At 37.4% G+C, this 15,860-nt stretch carries 18 protein-coding genes and 1 pseudogene; 3 read left to right on the top strand and 16 right to left on the bottom strand.

The genetic code is table 11. The features are described from left to right. Positions 1-11 precede the first annotated feature (11 nt). Positions 12-1,133 (bottom strand): acetate--CoA ligase, encoded by a 1,122-nt coding sequence (locus AC27E9_RS17595; protein ID WP_487132441.1) that lies wholly within the window; start codon positions 1,131-1,133, stop codon positions 12-14. 157 nt (positions 1,134-1,290) lie between these two features. On the opposite strand from AC27E9_RS17595, the gene AC27E9_RS17590 reads away from it, so the two are divergent. Continuing rightward, on the top strand, positions 1,291-2,370 hold the full coding sequence (locus AC27E9_RS17590; RefSeq protein WP_487132534.1) for a metalloprotease: 1,080 nt from the start codon (positions 1,291-1,293) through the stop codon (positions 2,368-2,370). Positions 2,371-2,393: 23 nt separating this feature from the next. Next, complete coding sequence (locus AC27E9_RS17585) at positions 2,394-2,798, top strand: hypothetical protein (RefSeq protein ID WP_487132439.1); 405 nt, start codon at positions 2,394-2,396, stop codon at positions 2,796-2,798. A gap of 33 nt (positions 2,799-2,831) precedes the next feature. Here AC27E9_RS17585 and AC27E9_RS17580 read toward each other — a convergent pair whose 3' ends face one another. The 12 genes from AC27E9_RS17580 to AC27E9_RS17525 all read right to left on the bottom strand — a co-directional run bounded on the left by AC27E9_RS17580 (position 2,832) and on the right by AC27E9_RS17525 (position 12,163). Continuing rightward, the gene (locus AC27E9_RS17580) at positions 2,832-3,809 is read right to left on the bottom strand and encodes an HNH endonuclease (RefSeq protein ID WP_487132437.1); all 978 of its coding nucleotides are present in this window, start codon (positions 3,807-3,809) and stop codon (positions 2,832-2,834) included. Positions 3,810-3,877: 68 nt separating this feature from the next. After that, positions 3,878-4,558 (bottom strand): YceH family protein, encoded by a 681-nt coding sequence (locus AC27E9_RS17575; protein ID WP_487132435.1) that lies wholly within the window; start codon positions 4,556-4,558, stop codon positions 3,878-3,880. Positions 4,559-4,702: 144 nt separating this feature from the next. Then, positions 4,703-5,566, bottom strand: coding sequence for a YicC/YloC family endoribonuclease (locus AC27E9_RS17570; RefSeq protein ID WP_487132433.1), 864 nt, complete (start codon positions 5,564-5,566; stop codon positions 4,703-4,705). 552 nt (positions 5,567-6,118) lie between these two features. Continuing rightward, positions 6,119-7,141, bottom strand: coding sequence for an FAD:protein FMN transferase (locus tag AC27E9_RS17565; RefSeq protein ID WP_487132431.1), 1,023 nt, complete (start codon positions 7,139-7,141; stop codon positions 6,119-6,121). A 108-nt stretch (positions 7,142-7,249) separates the two neighbouring features. Further along, positions 7,250-8,101: an alpha/beta hydrolase gene (locus AC27E9_RS17560; RefSeq protein ID WP_487132430.1), complete on the bottom strand. Its 852-nt coding sequence runs from the start codon at positions 8,099-8,101 to the stop codon at positions 7,250-7,252. Between the two features lie 51 nt (positions 8,102-8,152). Further along, positions 8,153-8,569, bottom strand: a complete 417-nt coding sequence (locus AC27E9_RS17555) for a hypothetical protein (protein ID WP_487132428.1) — start codon at positions 8,567-8,569, stop codon at positions 8,153-8,155. Between the two features lie 187 nt (positions 8,570-8,756). Continuing rightward, a complete protein-coding gene (locus AC27E9_RS17550; protein ID WP_487132426.1) occupies positions 8,757-9,047 on the bottom strand; it encodes a hypothetical protein in 291 nt (96 codons plus the stop codon). Between the two features lie 90 nt (positions 9,048-9,137). Beyond that, a complete protein-coding gene (locus AC27E9_RS17545) occupies positions 9,138-10,031 on the bottom strand; it encodes a helix-turn-helix domain-containing protein (protein WP_487132424.1) in 894 nt (297 codons plus the stop codon). Continuing rightward, entirely contained in the window at positions 10,028-10,444 is a 417-nt protein-coding gene (locus AC27E9_RS17540) for a hypothetical protein (RefSeq protein ID WP_487132422.1), read from the bottom strand. The genes AC27E9_RS17545 and AC27E9_RS17540 overlap by 4 nt, the downstream gene beginning before the upstream one ends. Before the next feature lie 49 nt (positions 10,445-10,493). Further along, the gene (locus AC27E9_RS17535; protein ID WP_487132532.1) at positions 10,494-11,375 is read right to left on the bottom strand and encodes an SDR family oxidoreductase; all 882 of its coding nucleotides are present in this window, start codon (positions 11,373-11,375) and stop codon (positions 10,494-10,496) included. A gap of 3 nt (positions 11,376-11,378) precedes the next feature. Then, positions 11,379-11,693 carry a putative quinol monooxygenase gene (locus tag AC27E9_RS17530; RefSeq protein WP_487132420.1) on the bottom strand — a complete coding sequence of 105 codons (315 nt, stop codon included), beginning with the start codon at positions 11,691-11,693 and terminating at the stop codon, positions 11,379-11,381. Then, entirely contained in the window at positions 11,690-12,163 is a 474-nt protein-coding gene (locus tag AC27E9_RS17525) for a nuclear transport factor 2 family protein (protein WP_487132418.1), read from the bottom strand. Before AC27E9_RS17525 ends, AC27E9_RS17530 begins: the two co-directional genes overlap by 4 nt. A gap of 363 nt (positions 12,164-12,526) precedes the next feature. Between AC27E9_RS17525 and AC27E9_RS17520 the strand changes: the two are divergent. Further along, a pseudogene (locus AC27E9_RS17520) lies at positions 12,527-12,751 on the top strand (IS1595 family transposase); the annotation flags it as partial. Here AC27E9_RS17520 and AC27E9_RS17515 read toward each other — a convergent pair. Genes AC27E9_RS17515 through AC27E9_RS17505 form a run of 3 tightly spaced genes read right to left on the bottom strand, consistent with a single transcriptional unit; the run spans position 12,744 to position 15,716 of the window. Then, the gene (locus AC27E9_RS17515; RefSeq protein ID WP_487132417.1) at positions 12,744-14,465 is read right to left on the bottom strand and encodes a GMC family oxidoreductase; all 1,722 of its coding nucleotides are present in this window, start codon (positions 14,463-14,465) and stop codon (positions 12,744-12,746) included. The pseudogene AC27E9_RS17520 and the gene AC27E9_RS17515 sit on opposite strands and share 8 nt — an antisense overlap. After that, positions 14,462-15,175, bottom strand: coding sequence for a gluconate 2-dehydrogenase subunit 3 family protein (locus AC27E9_RS17510; protein WP_487132415.1), 714 nt, complete (start codon positions 15,173-15,175; stop codon positions 14,462-14,464). Before AC27E9_RS17510 ends, AC27E9_RS17515 begins: the two co-directional genes overlap by 4 nt. Then, positions 15,162-15,716 (bottom strand): thioredoxin family protein, encoded by a 555-nt coding sequence (locus AC27E9_RS17505; protein WP_487132413.1) that lies wholly within the window; start codon positions 15,714-15,716, stop codon positions 15,162-15,164. The genes AC27E9_RS17510 and AC27E9_RS17505 overlap by 14 nt, the downstream gene beginning before the upstream one ends. Between the last annotated feature and the right edge of the window lie 144 nt (positions 15,717-15,860).

Raw genomic sequence — 15,860 nt, 5'->3', positions numbered from 1 at the left:
AAGGTTATTTACTACTTCACTAGCATTAACCAAGCAGTTGCATAATCAGGTAGCTGTTTATTCGCTTGATGATAGTCTTTCCAGCCATAATAACTATCAACTAATAAATCGAGCTGGAATAAATTGTTGTCAAAAGCGCCACCTTGATCCGCTAAAATACCTAACCGAGAAGTGTTCTCGCCAGCCGTTTCATAGCTCACCATAAACAATTTACCTAGCCCCAATTCCGCTACGTTACCTGCAAATGAAACTTGCGGCTGAATTGCTATTTTGCTATCAAGTGTTTCACCATAGCCCATAATGCTTGGCACCTCAGAAAAATACCAATATCGCGCTTGCTCACGCTTTCCTATTGCATAGTCGTAAGCAATACCGTTATTACGATGTACATTGAAGTATCGTCGAACACCGTTAACATCAACTACACCAGTACCTTGTAACAATACATCATGAAGTGCTTCTTCTGTTAACCATATCAATGGCTTCGCCAATTTCTTCCGTTCTAATACCCCAGCGATAACTTGCTGTCGGGTATACTGGTGACGAGTTAAAGATAAATCATTATCAGCCTCATCTAACGTCAAACCACTTTCATCGAAAGGCACAGCATAAAGCGCTTGGTTATAATCTGATGTTTTTACGGCACTCGCAGTTAGTAGTTTAGTGTAATACTTAGTTAAGAAAATTTTATCCGTTGGAATGTTATTTAACATTCTTGATTTAATATCATTGGTACTTTTTTCTGCAATAGCACGCGCAGTTTTAATATCTGGCGTCCAACGATAAAATTCAAAATTATCACGTAAGAACTCATCATCATGTAGGCGACTATTACGTTTAGCGCGCACATCTTCTCTATAAGTTCTGCAAATAAAAGCCAACGTCTGCTCTACTCTTTTCAGTGTAACTTTTTCATCAAACACTTTACCTGCATGCACCGCAAAATTATCCGCTGCTGACTGCATTAAATAGTGTTGAGTTTCATCGGCAACATCACACAATGCGCTAGCTTTAAAGCCTGACATCTTCCCGAAATTAGGTTTGTTATCTAGGGTAAAAAAACCACCATGCGTTTGCGAAAAGCTTTCATATGATATCGCGGTAAAAAGAAAAATAAGTAAACAAAAACGCATAAAGTAAGTTCAATCAATAGAATGTAAGTACATGGTATGACAATCAATAAATTGGCGCTACTCTTGTCACTAATTTTTCAATAAACCTTGCTGCAAAGCTAAATATAGTGATAATCGGGCAAGGTTTTATTACGTGTTTATCATTAGTGGGTTAGAAGTGCGATTATTAGAAATAGAATGTTTAGGCAAAACATTGCGACTAGAAGGTTCAATGGCAGGGTGGCAAGAGCTTTTTTGGGACAACCAATGCGTTTCACAAATTAACGCCAGCGCTAACAATGAATCTTTTTTACACCAATTTTCCTTACAAAGTGAACAAGGTGAAATACACATTGAACTAAGCGGAGCATTACAATGGCAACCTTTTGCACTGCAGTTCAAACTATTAATTAATAACGAACTTGTACTTGATAATTCACTTAATGAAAAAGACATAGAACAACGCCAAGTTGTGCAAGGAGAAAAACAACCGATTAAGTTTAGCGTTGTTGGCTTAGCAGGCCTTGGCTTAAAGTTACTAAAAAGTGCCAAAGTGATTAAAGTACTATTCGCCGCAGGCAGTTTAGCGGCTTATAGTTGGTTATTCTCCATCGAGTTCGCCATTGCCCTGATACTTTGTTTAGTTTTTCACGAATATGGCCACATCAAAGCCATGAAGTATTTTGGCCTAAAAACCAAAGGCATTTACCTTATCCCATTCGTAGGTGGCTTAGCCCTTAGTGACGACAAAATTAATACCCGCTGGCAAGACATTGTTATTTCAATCATGGGCCCCTTCTTTGGCCTAATACTGTCGGTCGCTGCTTTAGTCGGGTATTGGCTAACTGATATCGAAATACTTGCCGGTATTGCAGTGTTTAATGCGCTACTTAATTTATTCAATTTATTACCTATATTACCATTAGACGGTGGCCACGTGCTGAAAAGCATTGCCTTTTCCATCAACTCAAAACTAGGCCTAGTGGCTTGCATATTAGGCGCGATATTCGGTATTTATATTAGTTACCACTTTGGCTTAGCACTATTAGGCTTTTTACTGGCAATCGGCAGTATAGAAATATTTTTTGAATATAAACGCCGCCACTTAAGCGAATTACTGCCCCTTAATCGCTATGCCCAAATTGTTTCAGCTATTTGGTATGTAATAACAGTTGCGGGTTTAGGCGGTATTATTTGGTTGGTGGGCCAATCAGGCAACGATGCTTTGTCGTTACCTCTAAAAATACTTGGCAGTTAACCTAGCATATAAGCGAATGAATTATGATTTCAAAAAAGGTTAGAGAGCTATTTGTATCATTAATGGAAACATCAAACGATTCTTCTGTTAGTTATGATATTGAAACCGAGCAATACTCTGGCTACTTCAATAACACCGTTGTTGATAAGTACATAGAATTAGGCGCGTTAGAGTTGGTGGAAGGTGGCACTGGCGTCACCACCATTTTAATTAATAACCGAGATGACTTTTTAAGTTCATTTGCGGCCGGCGTTCGTGAAGCTAAAAACGGTGCCGATCAATCTTATGCTGATTACAACGCTAACCCTTTTGCATTTTCTATTGGCTATGAACATTTCCATCACATATCGAAGAAAAAGCGCCAACTAATCGGCTATATATGCCATGGCTTTGAAAATGATGAAACTGGGTTGGTGCATCAGCAATAAGGGGTATTTCAATAAAACAGAACTGTATATGTGTTAACTCAAGAAAACTTCTTTTCGATGATACTCTAAAAAATATTGTTGTTCTTCATTGAATGTACCAACATTATTCTTAATCGATAAATTAATTCCCATACGAGAAAGAAATGAGGACTCTACGACAGGAGAAACTAGAATCCCTCCAGCACTTTCAAATGAAATGAAGCCTCGGTCAAATAAATGATCAACGGTTGGAGTGAGAAGCAAACCATTATTACCATTTAGTTTTTCGGTATGATCTTCACAATATCGCCACGGTTTTATCTGGCTAGCGCGTAAATGAGAGATTTCGTTTACTTCGGTTATACGGCAATGAGTCTCTTGGAGTGCGACTCGTTTTTTAAATACACCTTGCCCTCTACGAGCCATAATGATCGACTTCCTTTCCGTTTCAGGTATTAAGGAGTCATTTCTAACATTGTCTTCTAGATCTTCTTCCCATTCACTCAACCCCTTCGTAGGTTTAGATTCATACTCAGAAGTAGTTTCATTAACAGACAATAGGGTACCAACTAAGTTACTAGCTTCAATTCCAATTAACCAGATCAATTCATTAGCTAATAGTTCAGGTACTTTAGTTAAGTACACACCTTGGTTACCACGTCCTGTTGATTGTAAAGGTGAGTATTTATTAGGGAGTTTTGACTCGAGTTTTTCCATATGATCAGCTGGACGTATTTTACTGTTTAATAGAATAAAATGAACATCCACCTTCCAGCCATCGCTTCCCCATTGTGCGCCAATTTTGCCAAACTCAATAGGCTGAGGAGACGCATAAGCATTAGATTGAATTACTCCAATCGCTTTTATAAAAGTACCGGCAAAAGAGAAAACTATGTCTCCGGGAACAACACCTTTCATGTATTCATAAAATTGATTCTTTTGCCCATTAGACTTTCTTTTTGGCGACCATAGATAATTGCCTTGAAATTCTTCTTTAAAAGTTTGATTTTGATTAACCCACCAATAATTCAATTACTACATCCTTATATTTTAACTTTACAAACTTCTCTATCACTTCCGATGGTATAACAAACCTATTGTCATTTATCTTCTAGCAATTCTGTTAAACAGACTACTTGTTCAGTTAATGAAGCGACTTGTTTTTCTAGCTCTGTCACTCGTTGTGCTAATTGAATGTTACTTGCAGATGTTGTGACTTCTGAAGAATTAGCGACTGTCTGAGTAGCGCTAGCTTCAACACAAAAGCTCTCATCCAGATTAGAAAATAAATGCACATAACGAGATTCACGTTTACCGGGCTCCCGCTCAAGTTTCTTAACTAGTGTTTGATTGTTTAAATCTTGCAGTTGATTTAAAGCTGTTTCAACTTCACCAACATCTGCAAAGTCTGCTAAACGATTTGTTCGGGTTCTAAGTTCACCTGGGGTTTGCGGCCCGCGTAGCAATAGCACACAAATAATGGCTCGTTGTTGAGGCGTAAATTGCAAATTACCAAACTCAGTATTACAAAAACGATGGAAATATTTACTCACTCGTCCGGACGCTTTGTGGTCGATTATTAGCTGGTTCATTTTGACCAGCTCGTCAACACTGTTCTGAATATCAGCTTCTGACAACGACATCACAGGTTCACGGTTACTTTTTTGATTACAGCCCGTAGTAATGCCATTGATAGAAAGTGGATATTGCTCTGGCGTGGTGGTTTCTTTTTCTAGCATAACGCCAATAATGCGGCACTGCTCGGCGGATAATGTGATCATATTGAAGGCATCCTTTTTAAAGAACCTAGTTATACCAAGCAATATGCCACTTTACTATGTATTCGCGTGCAATTTTCATAAAAAACCACAATCTAACAATAAGTTAAACTGTGGTTTCTATGAATAGAAGAATTAAGTAGAAAATTATTCTATGTTTTGGATCTGCTCACGCATTTGTTCAATCAACACCTTCAATTCAACGGCTGAATTGGTGATTTCTGCGTTAATAGACTTTGAACCTAAGGTATTCGCTTCACGATTAAACTCTTGCATCATGAAGTCTAAGCGACGACCTTGTGCGCCACCTTTTTTCAAAATGCTGCGCGTTTCTTTAACATGGCTAAATAAGCGGTCAATTTCTTCATCAACATCCATTTTTTGTGCAAGTAATACTAGCTCTTGCTCAACACGTGATGATTCCAGTTCAATATTCGCATCAGCAAACTTGTCAGTAATACGTTTACGCTGCCAAGCAATAACTTCTGGCATATGGCCTTTTACTAGCTCAGCCTGTTCAACAATACCGTCTAGGCGTTGTTCAATAAGTGATTTCATATTGGCACCTTCATCTGCTCGCGCTACGATGAAGTCTTTCAATGCTTGATCAAAACCGGCAAGAATCTCAGCTTGAATGGCATTCATGTCCGATTCTTCAGCTTCCATCACACCCGGCCAACGCATAATTTCTACAGGATTAATTTGACTATTTAATGTTTGCTCGTTGATCCAATTTGCATGCTTTAACAAATTTTCAGCAAGTGCGGTATTCATTGTTAAATTACTTTTTTCGCCAGCTTTGGCGTTAAAGCGCAGATTACATTCAACTTTACCGCGATTTAATTGCTTACGAAAACGTTCACGTAACACTGGCTCTATGCTTCTAAATTGCTCAGGTAAACGAAAGTAAGTTTCGAGGAAACGTTGGTTTACGCTGCGAATTTCCCATACTGCATTCCCCCATTCCCCTTTAACTTCATGGCGGGCGAATGCTGTCATACTGTGGATCATAGAATTTCCTAAATTTTTAAACTTATCTAATATAGGAATTATGCCTGAGGTCGGTATTGGTATCTACTAGATTAGAACGAATAAAGGCGAACTTTACCGTTCGCCTTTTTAAAATAATTAGCTGTGCAGCTAACTTACGCTTTGCTTGTCGCTGAAACCATGCACTGACATAAGCCACAATGGTAAAACAAGTACTTATCTATCACTTGAAACCATATACTGACATAAAATAAAACCATACCTTGACAAAAAGTTTCAATCTATAAATGAGCGTTATTTATTGTAATTAAATTAAGCTATCTCAAAACACCGAGCTATATAGCACTTCTTTACCCAAAACAGCTCCTCTTGTTATTGGAAGGATAGCTTGTAGCAAGTCAGAATTATCCAGTCAATTAATTGATAAAGTAGACAAAATATTAACCCAAATTTATGATTCGAAAGAATATAAAGAAGGGCATTTAGAATTAATCAAGGGTAAAAACCAAATGATTTTTAACAAATTTTATAGTGATTTTTTTAAATAACATAGATATACCTTAATTATTTCATCTACATGGGTGATAAATACGCATCAAACGCGGTACTTGTTTTGCCAACAAATTTGTCGCCATTTCTAATAATCATGTAAACAGCAATTTGGTGCTCTTCAGCAAATTCAATTCCTTTTTTCTCTCCCATAACTAAAAGTCCTGTTGACAAGCCGTCTGCAGTCATAGATGAGGGGTGAATAACTGTAACAGAGGCCAGGTCATGATCGACTGGTTTACCAGTTGTTGGATCAATAATATGAGAAAAGCGTTTACCGTTTTGTTCAAAATACTGGTAATAGTCTCCGGCGGTCGCCATTCCATTGTTGCCAGGATAAACCTCTAGTGTCGCCTTGTGCTCATTGCTTACGGGCTTAAGTACGCCTATTCTCCACAAAGCCCCCTTACTATTACGTCCTTTTACTCTCATTTCACCACCTATTTCAACAATATAGTTATTAATTGCGAGGCTTTCCAAAAGTTCAGCCACCAAATCGACGACATATCCTTTACCGATTGTATTGAGATCAACTGTGATTGATGGGTGCGCTTTGGACAATTCATTACCATTAATGATTAATTTTTCCACTCCAACGAATTTACGAACAGCAGCTAATGCCGCATCTGTAGGTATCGTGTGTGGTACTCCATCAGGGCCAAATCCCCATAAAGAAGACAACGGCTTCAATGTAATATCTAAGCTTCCTGAGGTAAACTTGTGCAATCTAATCCCTTCAGCAACTACTTGACGCAACGTCTTTGAAACTTCAATGGGCTCGGTGCCTGATGATAGATTAAATCTAGATATCTCAGAAGCGCTGTGATAAGTAGACATGGTTTGGTTAGCTCGCTCAAATAACTCAACTAACCGCCTATTCAAATCAACCTTTAAAGGCTTATCGGGAGGCAGATAGGTGATATTATATACTGTGCCAATAGCTAAGCCACGTATGCGAATTTCCTTGACAGTTTGGTTTGGGCTGCATCCAACAAGTAGATTCAACGCTAATAATATTTGTAGAAATGTTAAAATTTTAATACTCATTGCTCCTTAACAAAGCGACTTCTGTTTCATAGCTAGGATTAGGTACTTTCAACCCTATTACAGTCTATATTTCTGAGGTTTATTAATTGGATTTGGGGCTAAATATACTCATTTAAGCAATCTGTTAATAAAGTCTTGATATGCTTTTATAGTCTCACCTTTCTTCATCGTTTGCGCATGTTCAGTATTTGTAATAATCGATAAAAATTTGAGTTTACTTGGCGATATATTGTAGAGTTCTTCCGAATCTTTGGCAGGCGTTGTTGAATCATTTTCCCCAACTAATAAAAGTAGTGGTTTACGATATTTCTTAAGAAAATCGACATTATTAATCTCTTCCAATTCAGGTGATACAGTAATTGAATAAAATGGCTTTGACCACGCCGGCATCAAATTATCTGCGATCCTTGACACAGTTGTTATAGCGCCATCAAGAATTAAAGCATCTGTTTCTTTACTACTTGCAACATAACTAGCAACTACAGAACCCATGGATAATCCATGGATAACTATGGGTAAATTAGCAGGGAGAGCACTTTTAGAGAAGTCGAAAACTTGTAGGGCGTCATTTCGTAAGCTAGTAATGGATAATTTTTCATTTTTATCGCTGACTCCCATCCCTTGATAGTCAAACCAAATAACATTTGCAGGTATTAATGAAAATTTATTTAGTATTCTTGATGACGAGCTTATCTTCATTCCATTTGCACTGAAAAATACGATATTTACCAGCGCATCTTTATTCATTAGTTTAATGCCTCGAAGTGTAATGCCATTCTCAGCTTGTAGGCTCACAGATGACACAACAGCCGAAATATCTACAGCATTTAATTCAGATTGAATTTTCGCGATATTAAGTTGTTTTTCTGGTTGACTATCTTGGTAAATAAATGACTCGGTTGTATAGTGTGCAGAGCAGCCAGAAAGTAGTAAAAAAAATAGTGGTCCAAAAGTTTTCATATCGAATATATCCCTGTTTAATTCTGCGGTCTATCTATCTTTAACCCTAAACTAGCTAAAGTTAACTCGAGACCGAAAGGCCCAAATAGCCAAATATCCCCCTAATATTACATCTATTACGCCACAGAATTCTGGCCACCAAATAGGCGAACCTGGATTAACGAAAAACAAATTATGTGTGACATCATATGCTCCATGTAATATAAATCCAAAAGCTAACAGGTAATAATTTAAAGGGCCATCGAACATTATTGAAAATATTGCGATTATAAAAAAAACTATCGCCACTAATAACTCTAGTGCTAATACCGATCTCTCCTCAAAAGCTGCAAACGCAAAATAGTAAAAGGGAAATGTGATTAGTAATGCAGGGTAAGCAAGTTTACTATTTTCTAGTCGACTTTTTTTAAACCGTAAGATAATAAAAACTGACACTAAAGCCCCGATAGTAAATGCAAATATATTCATTGTTCTTATTTGTAATAGCATGCGAATTAAAGCCTGAAAATAGAGCCTAAGGCGCAAGAAAAATAAAGAAGTATCATGCGACACTTCTCTGTTGTATAGTAAGCTGGACTACAATCCGAATTGATTTTCGTTCCGACTTTCATTTTCTCTAGACAACAAGAAAATGTTCAGTCATCAATCAAGAAATTTAAACTCCTTCTTTTATAAAATACTTTATGGTGGGGGCTGACTCTAAAAATTGAGCTAATTCACCTAAAACGCCATTATTATCAATATGTTTAATATAAGCGTGATGCTGCTCAGTACTTAACCACTCTTCTTCGAGCAACATTTCAGAACGACAATCATCAAAATAGACGATGACACCAACACAACCGTCAAACCCTCTAACATTTGGTAAATTTTGTTCTAAGAATGGTAATAACATGTCAAGCTGATCATGTTTAACATTGCAATTTAACGTTACTCGTACACTCATTTTTTTCTCCATTGATTAATTAACAAAGTCCATTTAACTACAATAAAAAACCAAAACTACTCAGAATTTACTAAAAATATCGATTTTCACTCAATTGCTTTGCTTAAACTGCTTCGGTGTTATTTTGTATTTATCTTTGAAAGACTTAATAAAATGAGACACATTTTCATAACCTAAATCAGCTGCAATATGAGTGACTGTTAATTCGGTATTCGATAACAATTCATTACCACGAGCTAGCCTTTTATCTTGCAGCCATTGCTTAGGTGGAAGGCCATATAGAGATTTGAAATCCCTCGTAAATGTCGACAGACTTCTACCAGACAAGCTAGCCAAGTCACTAATTTTCAATTTAAATATATTGTCATCACTTAGTAAGCGTATAAGGTTGCGTTTGGTCGAGTTGTACGTTTTCTTTGATTGAAGTGCTGAAACTAAGAATTGCTCGTCATATAAACTCAGCAGATGTAACAACTCTAGTAATTTAACTTTAAGAATTTCAGGAGAGTTACAACCACGCTTGTTTAGGAGTTGAATAGAATCGAAATACACCTCAATTTGTCTGTCACATTCAACTTTTAGCTTGTTATACAATTTATTTTTATTTATTTCTCTTATTTTCACTGAGCCTATAAAACGTGTAATCACATCATCAGGAAAAAACACTAAATATGCCTTAAGAATACCAGTGCTGTTTACAAAATCTGAATGTAGATTGATCCCTTGAGGTAAAAAAAATGCCGTACGCGCTGACAGCTCAAAAGCTTTGTTATCACTAGTCGTAATTGTTTCACAACCAGTTTCAATATATATCAGACATGGGGTGTTAGTATAAAATTCAACATCAACTAAATCATATTTGAGGTTTTTATAAAATACACCTGAATTTCCATCAAACATCAATGCCTTTACATCACTCATTGCATACAAAGCATGGGGTATTAGCATTACATTATTCTGACTATATTCTAATATAGTTTTCATTTTTCACCCTCTAATATTGGCTTATTCTTACAACTTAACCATATTTTAAAATAGAAAAAAGCAAGCAGACTCTCTGTAAAAACAGCTAACATAATCCCCGAACTAACATACCCTCTACAATACTCCACAATGCCTAGTACGGCCATAGCAAACATTGAAACTGCAAGACCTATGCATATAGCTTGTCTTGCTTGTGAGTGAGCCACATTTTTCCCAAGCCATGTACAGACAGAAATTCCTAAAAATAGCATTGCAGCTCTTCTACCTACAAAAAAGGCGGAGAAGTTCTGTTCAATACCAAACAGTAAGAATATTATTTCAGGGTAAAACATAAGTGTCATACATAACACAGCGCATATAAATGCTGTAATAACACTTAATGTTTTGAAATTAATCATCATTTCTCCTGACATCTGTTTTTTACAATAAAATTATTCATGCCTAATTTGAAATAAACGATACTCAAGCAAAATTCATTAATTCTTTAGACTTGATGCCAAGCATATCTTTGATTCCAAACTGCTCAAATACTTCAGAGGTTAGTTGCTGATGATATTCATTGTAGCGAACAACATGCTTGCCAATACCTAAATTGTCCACTACTGTCCTTAACGGTCTATTTCCTGTAGGCATTTCTATTAATTTTACAATCGCATTAGCAACATCCACTGCGTTTTGTGTAGCACAAGAAGCTAAAGTATTAGTTAAGTTATTGTATAATTTACGGGCTTCTTGCTCTTGATCTGCGTCGACAGCATTTTTACAACCCTTACTAGGTAACGCTATGTTTTCAAAGAAGCTCGTTGCATATGGGCCCGGTTCAACAATACATGAATCAATATTAAATTGGGTCAATTCTATATGGTAAGTTTCCGCTAGTGCTTCTAGCGCCCATTTTGACGCGCTATATGGCCCCCAGTACGGCAATGCCATTCGCCCAATTAAACTAGAGACATGCAATAATAACCCTTGTTTATTCTCTTTAAAGTGCTCTAAAATCGCTTGATTAACCCTTTGAACACCAAACACGTTAACATCAAATATTTTCTGCCAATCTCGATCAGTGAAGTTTTCTTGAATACCATAACACCCCAATCCTGCATTATTAATAACGCCATCCAAGTTCTGGGCATGTTCAATAGCAAGATGCACACCTCTCTCTACACTTCTATCATCAGTAACATCAATTTCAACAACATGCGCTCCCAAAAATTCTAACTGCTGCTTCTGTTGAAAGTTTCTGGTGTCTATATCACGCATAGAAGCAATGACAACATTACCTGTAGCAAGTAATTTTTTTACAATTAATTGTCCAAATTCGCCATTCGCCCCAGTAACAAGTATTTTTTACTCATCACACTTCTCCGCAGAAAATGATATTTCCGTTTCTAATTGACGTATCACAGGTGCAGAAGTCAATAATGCACCTAATGTGGCCATTACTCCTGTTTCTGTTCGCCATTGCAAGTAAGATTGATAGTCAAAAAATGATTGCCATTTGGATATAAAAAGTACAGTTTCTGTATTCGCCTCACTAAAAATAGTGATATCAATAAAGCCTTTAAACGCGTAAGTTTCAGGTAAGTAATTGCGTAAGCGTTGTAATAATTGTGCTTTATTCTCTCGCTTAACTTGTGCTTCTAAAATAACCGTAACACTCATAGTGACACTCCTAATGCTCGCTTAAAGCTATCCATATCATAAAAGTCTTTTTGTACCGTAATTTTCCCTTGCTCATTAAACGTGGTTGTACTTATTCCTTTTAATGAGAAACCTTTATTCACAATGGCTAAATCGCCCCAGTTACCATTAAAAGTTCCACCATAGACCCACTCATAAATGACAGTATTACCGCTAACATAAACTTCACCACTTTTATGCCAATACATATCCGCGACATAGCCCATAAAATTATTGATTATTGCAGGCGCGACTTTCTCTTTACCTTGTATTTCGTTATCAGACGCTAAATCATACCAAATAGCATCTTGCGCAAAAAAATTAGTAATTCTTGTTTTATTATGGCTATTCCATGATTTGAAGTAGTTATTCAGCATCTTTTCAGGATCATTAACAGCTGAAGCCGGAATAGATATGAAAAACAACAAACAAACGAATATTTGCTTTCTCATTTTTACCTCTCGTTATTAAATTATCATTTTAGAACGATTCAATAATACAAAGAGGAGAAACTCATCGTTAACTCATAAACGTCAAAAGTATCGTTTTTAAGTCAAGAAGCTTATTATTTTTTGTTGATAGAATTATAGGGTTTTATAAAGTGTCAGATCTTTTACTAATAAATACCGTTTTTGCAATCATTGACGCCTAAATTGCTAGTAGATAGCGTACTGCTTTTTAAATACTGAATTCAATTAGTCTTTTTTGGTTGTTTTCTGTATTTCCATTCAAAGTCTCGATAGAAAACAAATAAATCCAATATATACAATGGAATTATGCATTTTACGCAGTAGTAAATACTTGTTTTGTTCAAATTTCGATGGCGATGCAGATTACTCAAAGCTCCAACACAGCCCAAACCATCAGAAGTAGCGGGAGTCATCGAAGTTGATGAAATGTTTTTCATGGTGAGCTTTAAAGGCAACCAGACGATATATGATCGTAAGCCTAGAAAACAAGATGGTATGAGCGATAGACGTACTGTTGATGACAAATCCCCTGTATTGATCGTAGTAGATAGAAGCCGTGGTTTCAGCGACGTTGCTGCCAACGCTGTTTAAGATGGTCGGCAACTCGAAATGAATTTGCATAAATGGTAAATGTGTATGGAACACTACCACCAGTTGGCATAAATGAAGCGTCTGTCACAAATAGGTTATTAACTTCATGCGCTTGGCAGTTTTTGTTCAATACTGACGTTTTAGGGTCATCACCAAAACGACAGCCGCCAGCCATTAAGTTAGATGCTGGTGCGCTGCTTATTGATGATGAAACATTGGTTGCGCCCATTTCCACCAATAGTTTTTCAGCTTTCTCCGCTAAATATTCCCCAACATCAATGTCATGGCTGTGTGCGCCAATACGTATTTTAGCAACAGGATCACCCCACTTATCTGTAACTTCATCGTCTAAACTAACAAAGCAATTGTCGTTTGGTAACCAATCGTTAAACACTTCAAAACGTAGGGTTTTATAAGTGGTGAATTCCGTTTTCATACTTTGCTTAAGTTCTTCACCCCATAGTAGCTTTTCACTATCTAAGTTTTCATCATACTGCCATTTAGTACCTTGCGCGCGCGCTATAGGGTTTTGATAAAATAAGAAATCTATGGTGCCGCCTTTAGCTTTGCCGTCACGATTAAAGCCGGTAAAAGCTTTGTCGTCAATTTGATACCAATCTTGTAAAGCACGATTGATAAAAGGCCCAACTTGCTTCAACTGCGCCTGTTTCTCTTTGGTTAAATCTTTATAAAAGAAATCACCTCGGCCTGTGCCGCCACCACTAAAAATTAAATTCTTACCCACTAAACCGTTATTATTGGCAATACCGTTAGGGAACTTTTCGCCCTTCGACGCCAGCAATAAACGTGATGTTTCTACTGCTTGGCAAGCCACAACATAATATTTAGCTTTTGCTACTTGCTTGCGCCCTGCTTTGTCATAATAAAGCACACCTGATATTTCGCCTTGGCTATCAGTTTCTATTTTATAAACTTTTGCATGCGGTGTTATAGTGCAGTTTCCTGTAGCAACTGCATGATTCAGTAACGCTGCTCGACCACTTCCTTTAGCGCCTGACGAACAACCATAACTACTGCAATAACCAGAATATTCACAGCTATTTCGCCCCATGGCTGGTCGCGACAATATTGCTCGTGGTACAGGTACCGCGTGATAGCCAATTTCTTTTGCCCCCTCGTCTATCCAAGACGATATTGCATGCTCTGCAACGGGTGGATACGGAAAGTCCGTTGAACGTGGCTCTTGATGAGGGTGTTCTGAAACACGGCCCGAAACACCTACAACTTGCTCAACTTGTGCGTAATAGGGTTCAAGTTCATCATAACTAATTGGCCAATCTTCAACATTAGCGCCTTTAATAGCACCAAATTCAGATTTTAAGCGAAAATCAATCGGCTTTAAGCGGTGAAAATAACCACTCATAAAGTTTGATGAGCCGCCAACCACCTGACCATTCCAAAAGCTCCAGCCTGACTCACTAGTCGCTTCACCTTGCCAGTAACTTTCACCATCATCAGTTTCATACTCTTCTTCAATAACGTGCTGTTCATCTTCAAGCTTTGGGTTGTATGAGTCACGTAAACTAATGGCTAATTCATCTTTAAAGAATTCTTTTTCAGTTAACCAAGCGCCTTTTTCAAGTACTAACACTTTTGCGCCAGCTTTTGCCAAGGTATATGCAACAGGTGACGCGCCAGCACCACTGCCCACTATACAAATATCATATTTCATGCTTTTCGAGTTCCTACTTGCTTGCGGGTATATTGCTGATGACTAACCACCTGTGTGGTGGTTTTATTTGAAAATGGGCGTCGACCACTTAAATTGATCGGTTGTTGCCCCGGCAACTCATAATAACGCTGCCCAGCTTGTGGTAGCGGAAAACCCGCTTGATGTTCTAACCATTGCCAACCTATGCCGTTGGGGTTACCACCATAGCTAGGCGGTGATAGCATGGCCTCAAAAATATAACCGACTAAATTACTTAACCAGTTCTCGCCAGCGGTTGACTTACTAATCGCTCGTAAGATTGTTTCTTTTTCTTCAAACGTTAGCGCAATAAAGTTTTTCTTCAATTGGCTATTACTAAAACCATTTAACCAACCAACACCTTTATAAATAAACTCAATTTCAGATTCTTCTGTTGGCTGTTGAAACACCACATTATATAAATATTGTGTTGCTTGAATTTCCTTAGCGCTTGGTCCTGTTGGTGACTCAGGAAGTAAGTGTGCTAATACCGCATCTAAAGTAAGCCAAGGGTCAGTTTTTAAAGCACTGTCAAGTTTGTTGCTAAGCGCTGCTGACCAACTGCGTATCGGCATCGCCGCTACCATAGTTGCACCAGCGGCAGACTTTAAAGCACTGCGGCGTGAAAGCTTTTTTTTCAGCCAGCTAGGTGTTCGATAATTATTATCAAAAAATGAATTAACTTGAGGCATTATTTTCACCTTTTGCGGTTGAGCTACTGTCGTTCGTTTGATTATTTTTAACCTGCCATTTATTTAAAAATGTTGACCAATATTCCACGGAATATTCCAAATTATCTAATAATTCGGCAGTATCTTTTGATAACAGCATACGACCGGTATTCGTTGATACATACATATGCGGATAGCCTTGTACCGGCGGTAATGACTTCATAAACGCTTCATTTTCATTACTGTCGCTGACGCTTATTTTCAATACCACATAGTTTTCATGCAGTTGCTTATACACCTTTGGATTTTTTTCTAAAAACGCATCCATTTTGTGGCACCAAGTACACCAAGTGCCACCTATTTCAATTAGTACATTGCGATCAGTTGCTTGTGCCAACTTAATTGCGGCTTGCGCATCTTTAAACGGGTCACGTTTGTCACTATAAATTTTGCTATATAAGGGTAATTCTTTAGCAACGCTTTGCACGGCATCTTTGGCACTCGCGTCATTTAGGGTAAATAAACTGGATAAAAGTAAAACAATAAGCAGATGAAATTTCATAAATTTTCTCTATTTCGATGGCATTCAATACCAACTGACAATAAACACATAATAGAATGACCTTACATTAATTAACTATATTTCATAATAGTTAATTGTTGTACTCAGAAAACTGATATTCCGACTTTTAAAAATTATTACACG

Source organism: Colwellia meonggei, from assembly GCF_057537295.1.
This window is presented reverse-complemented; position numbering and strand designations above follow the sequence as displayed.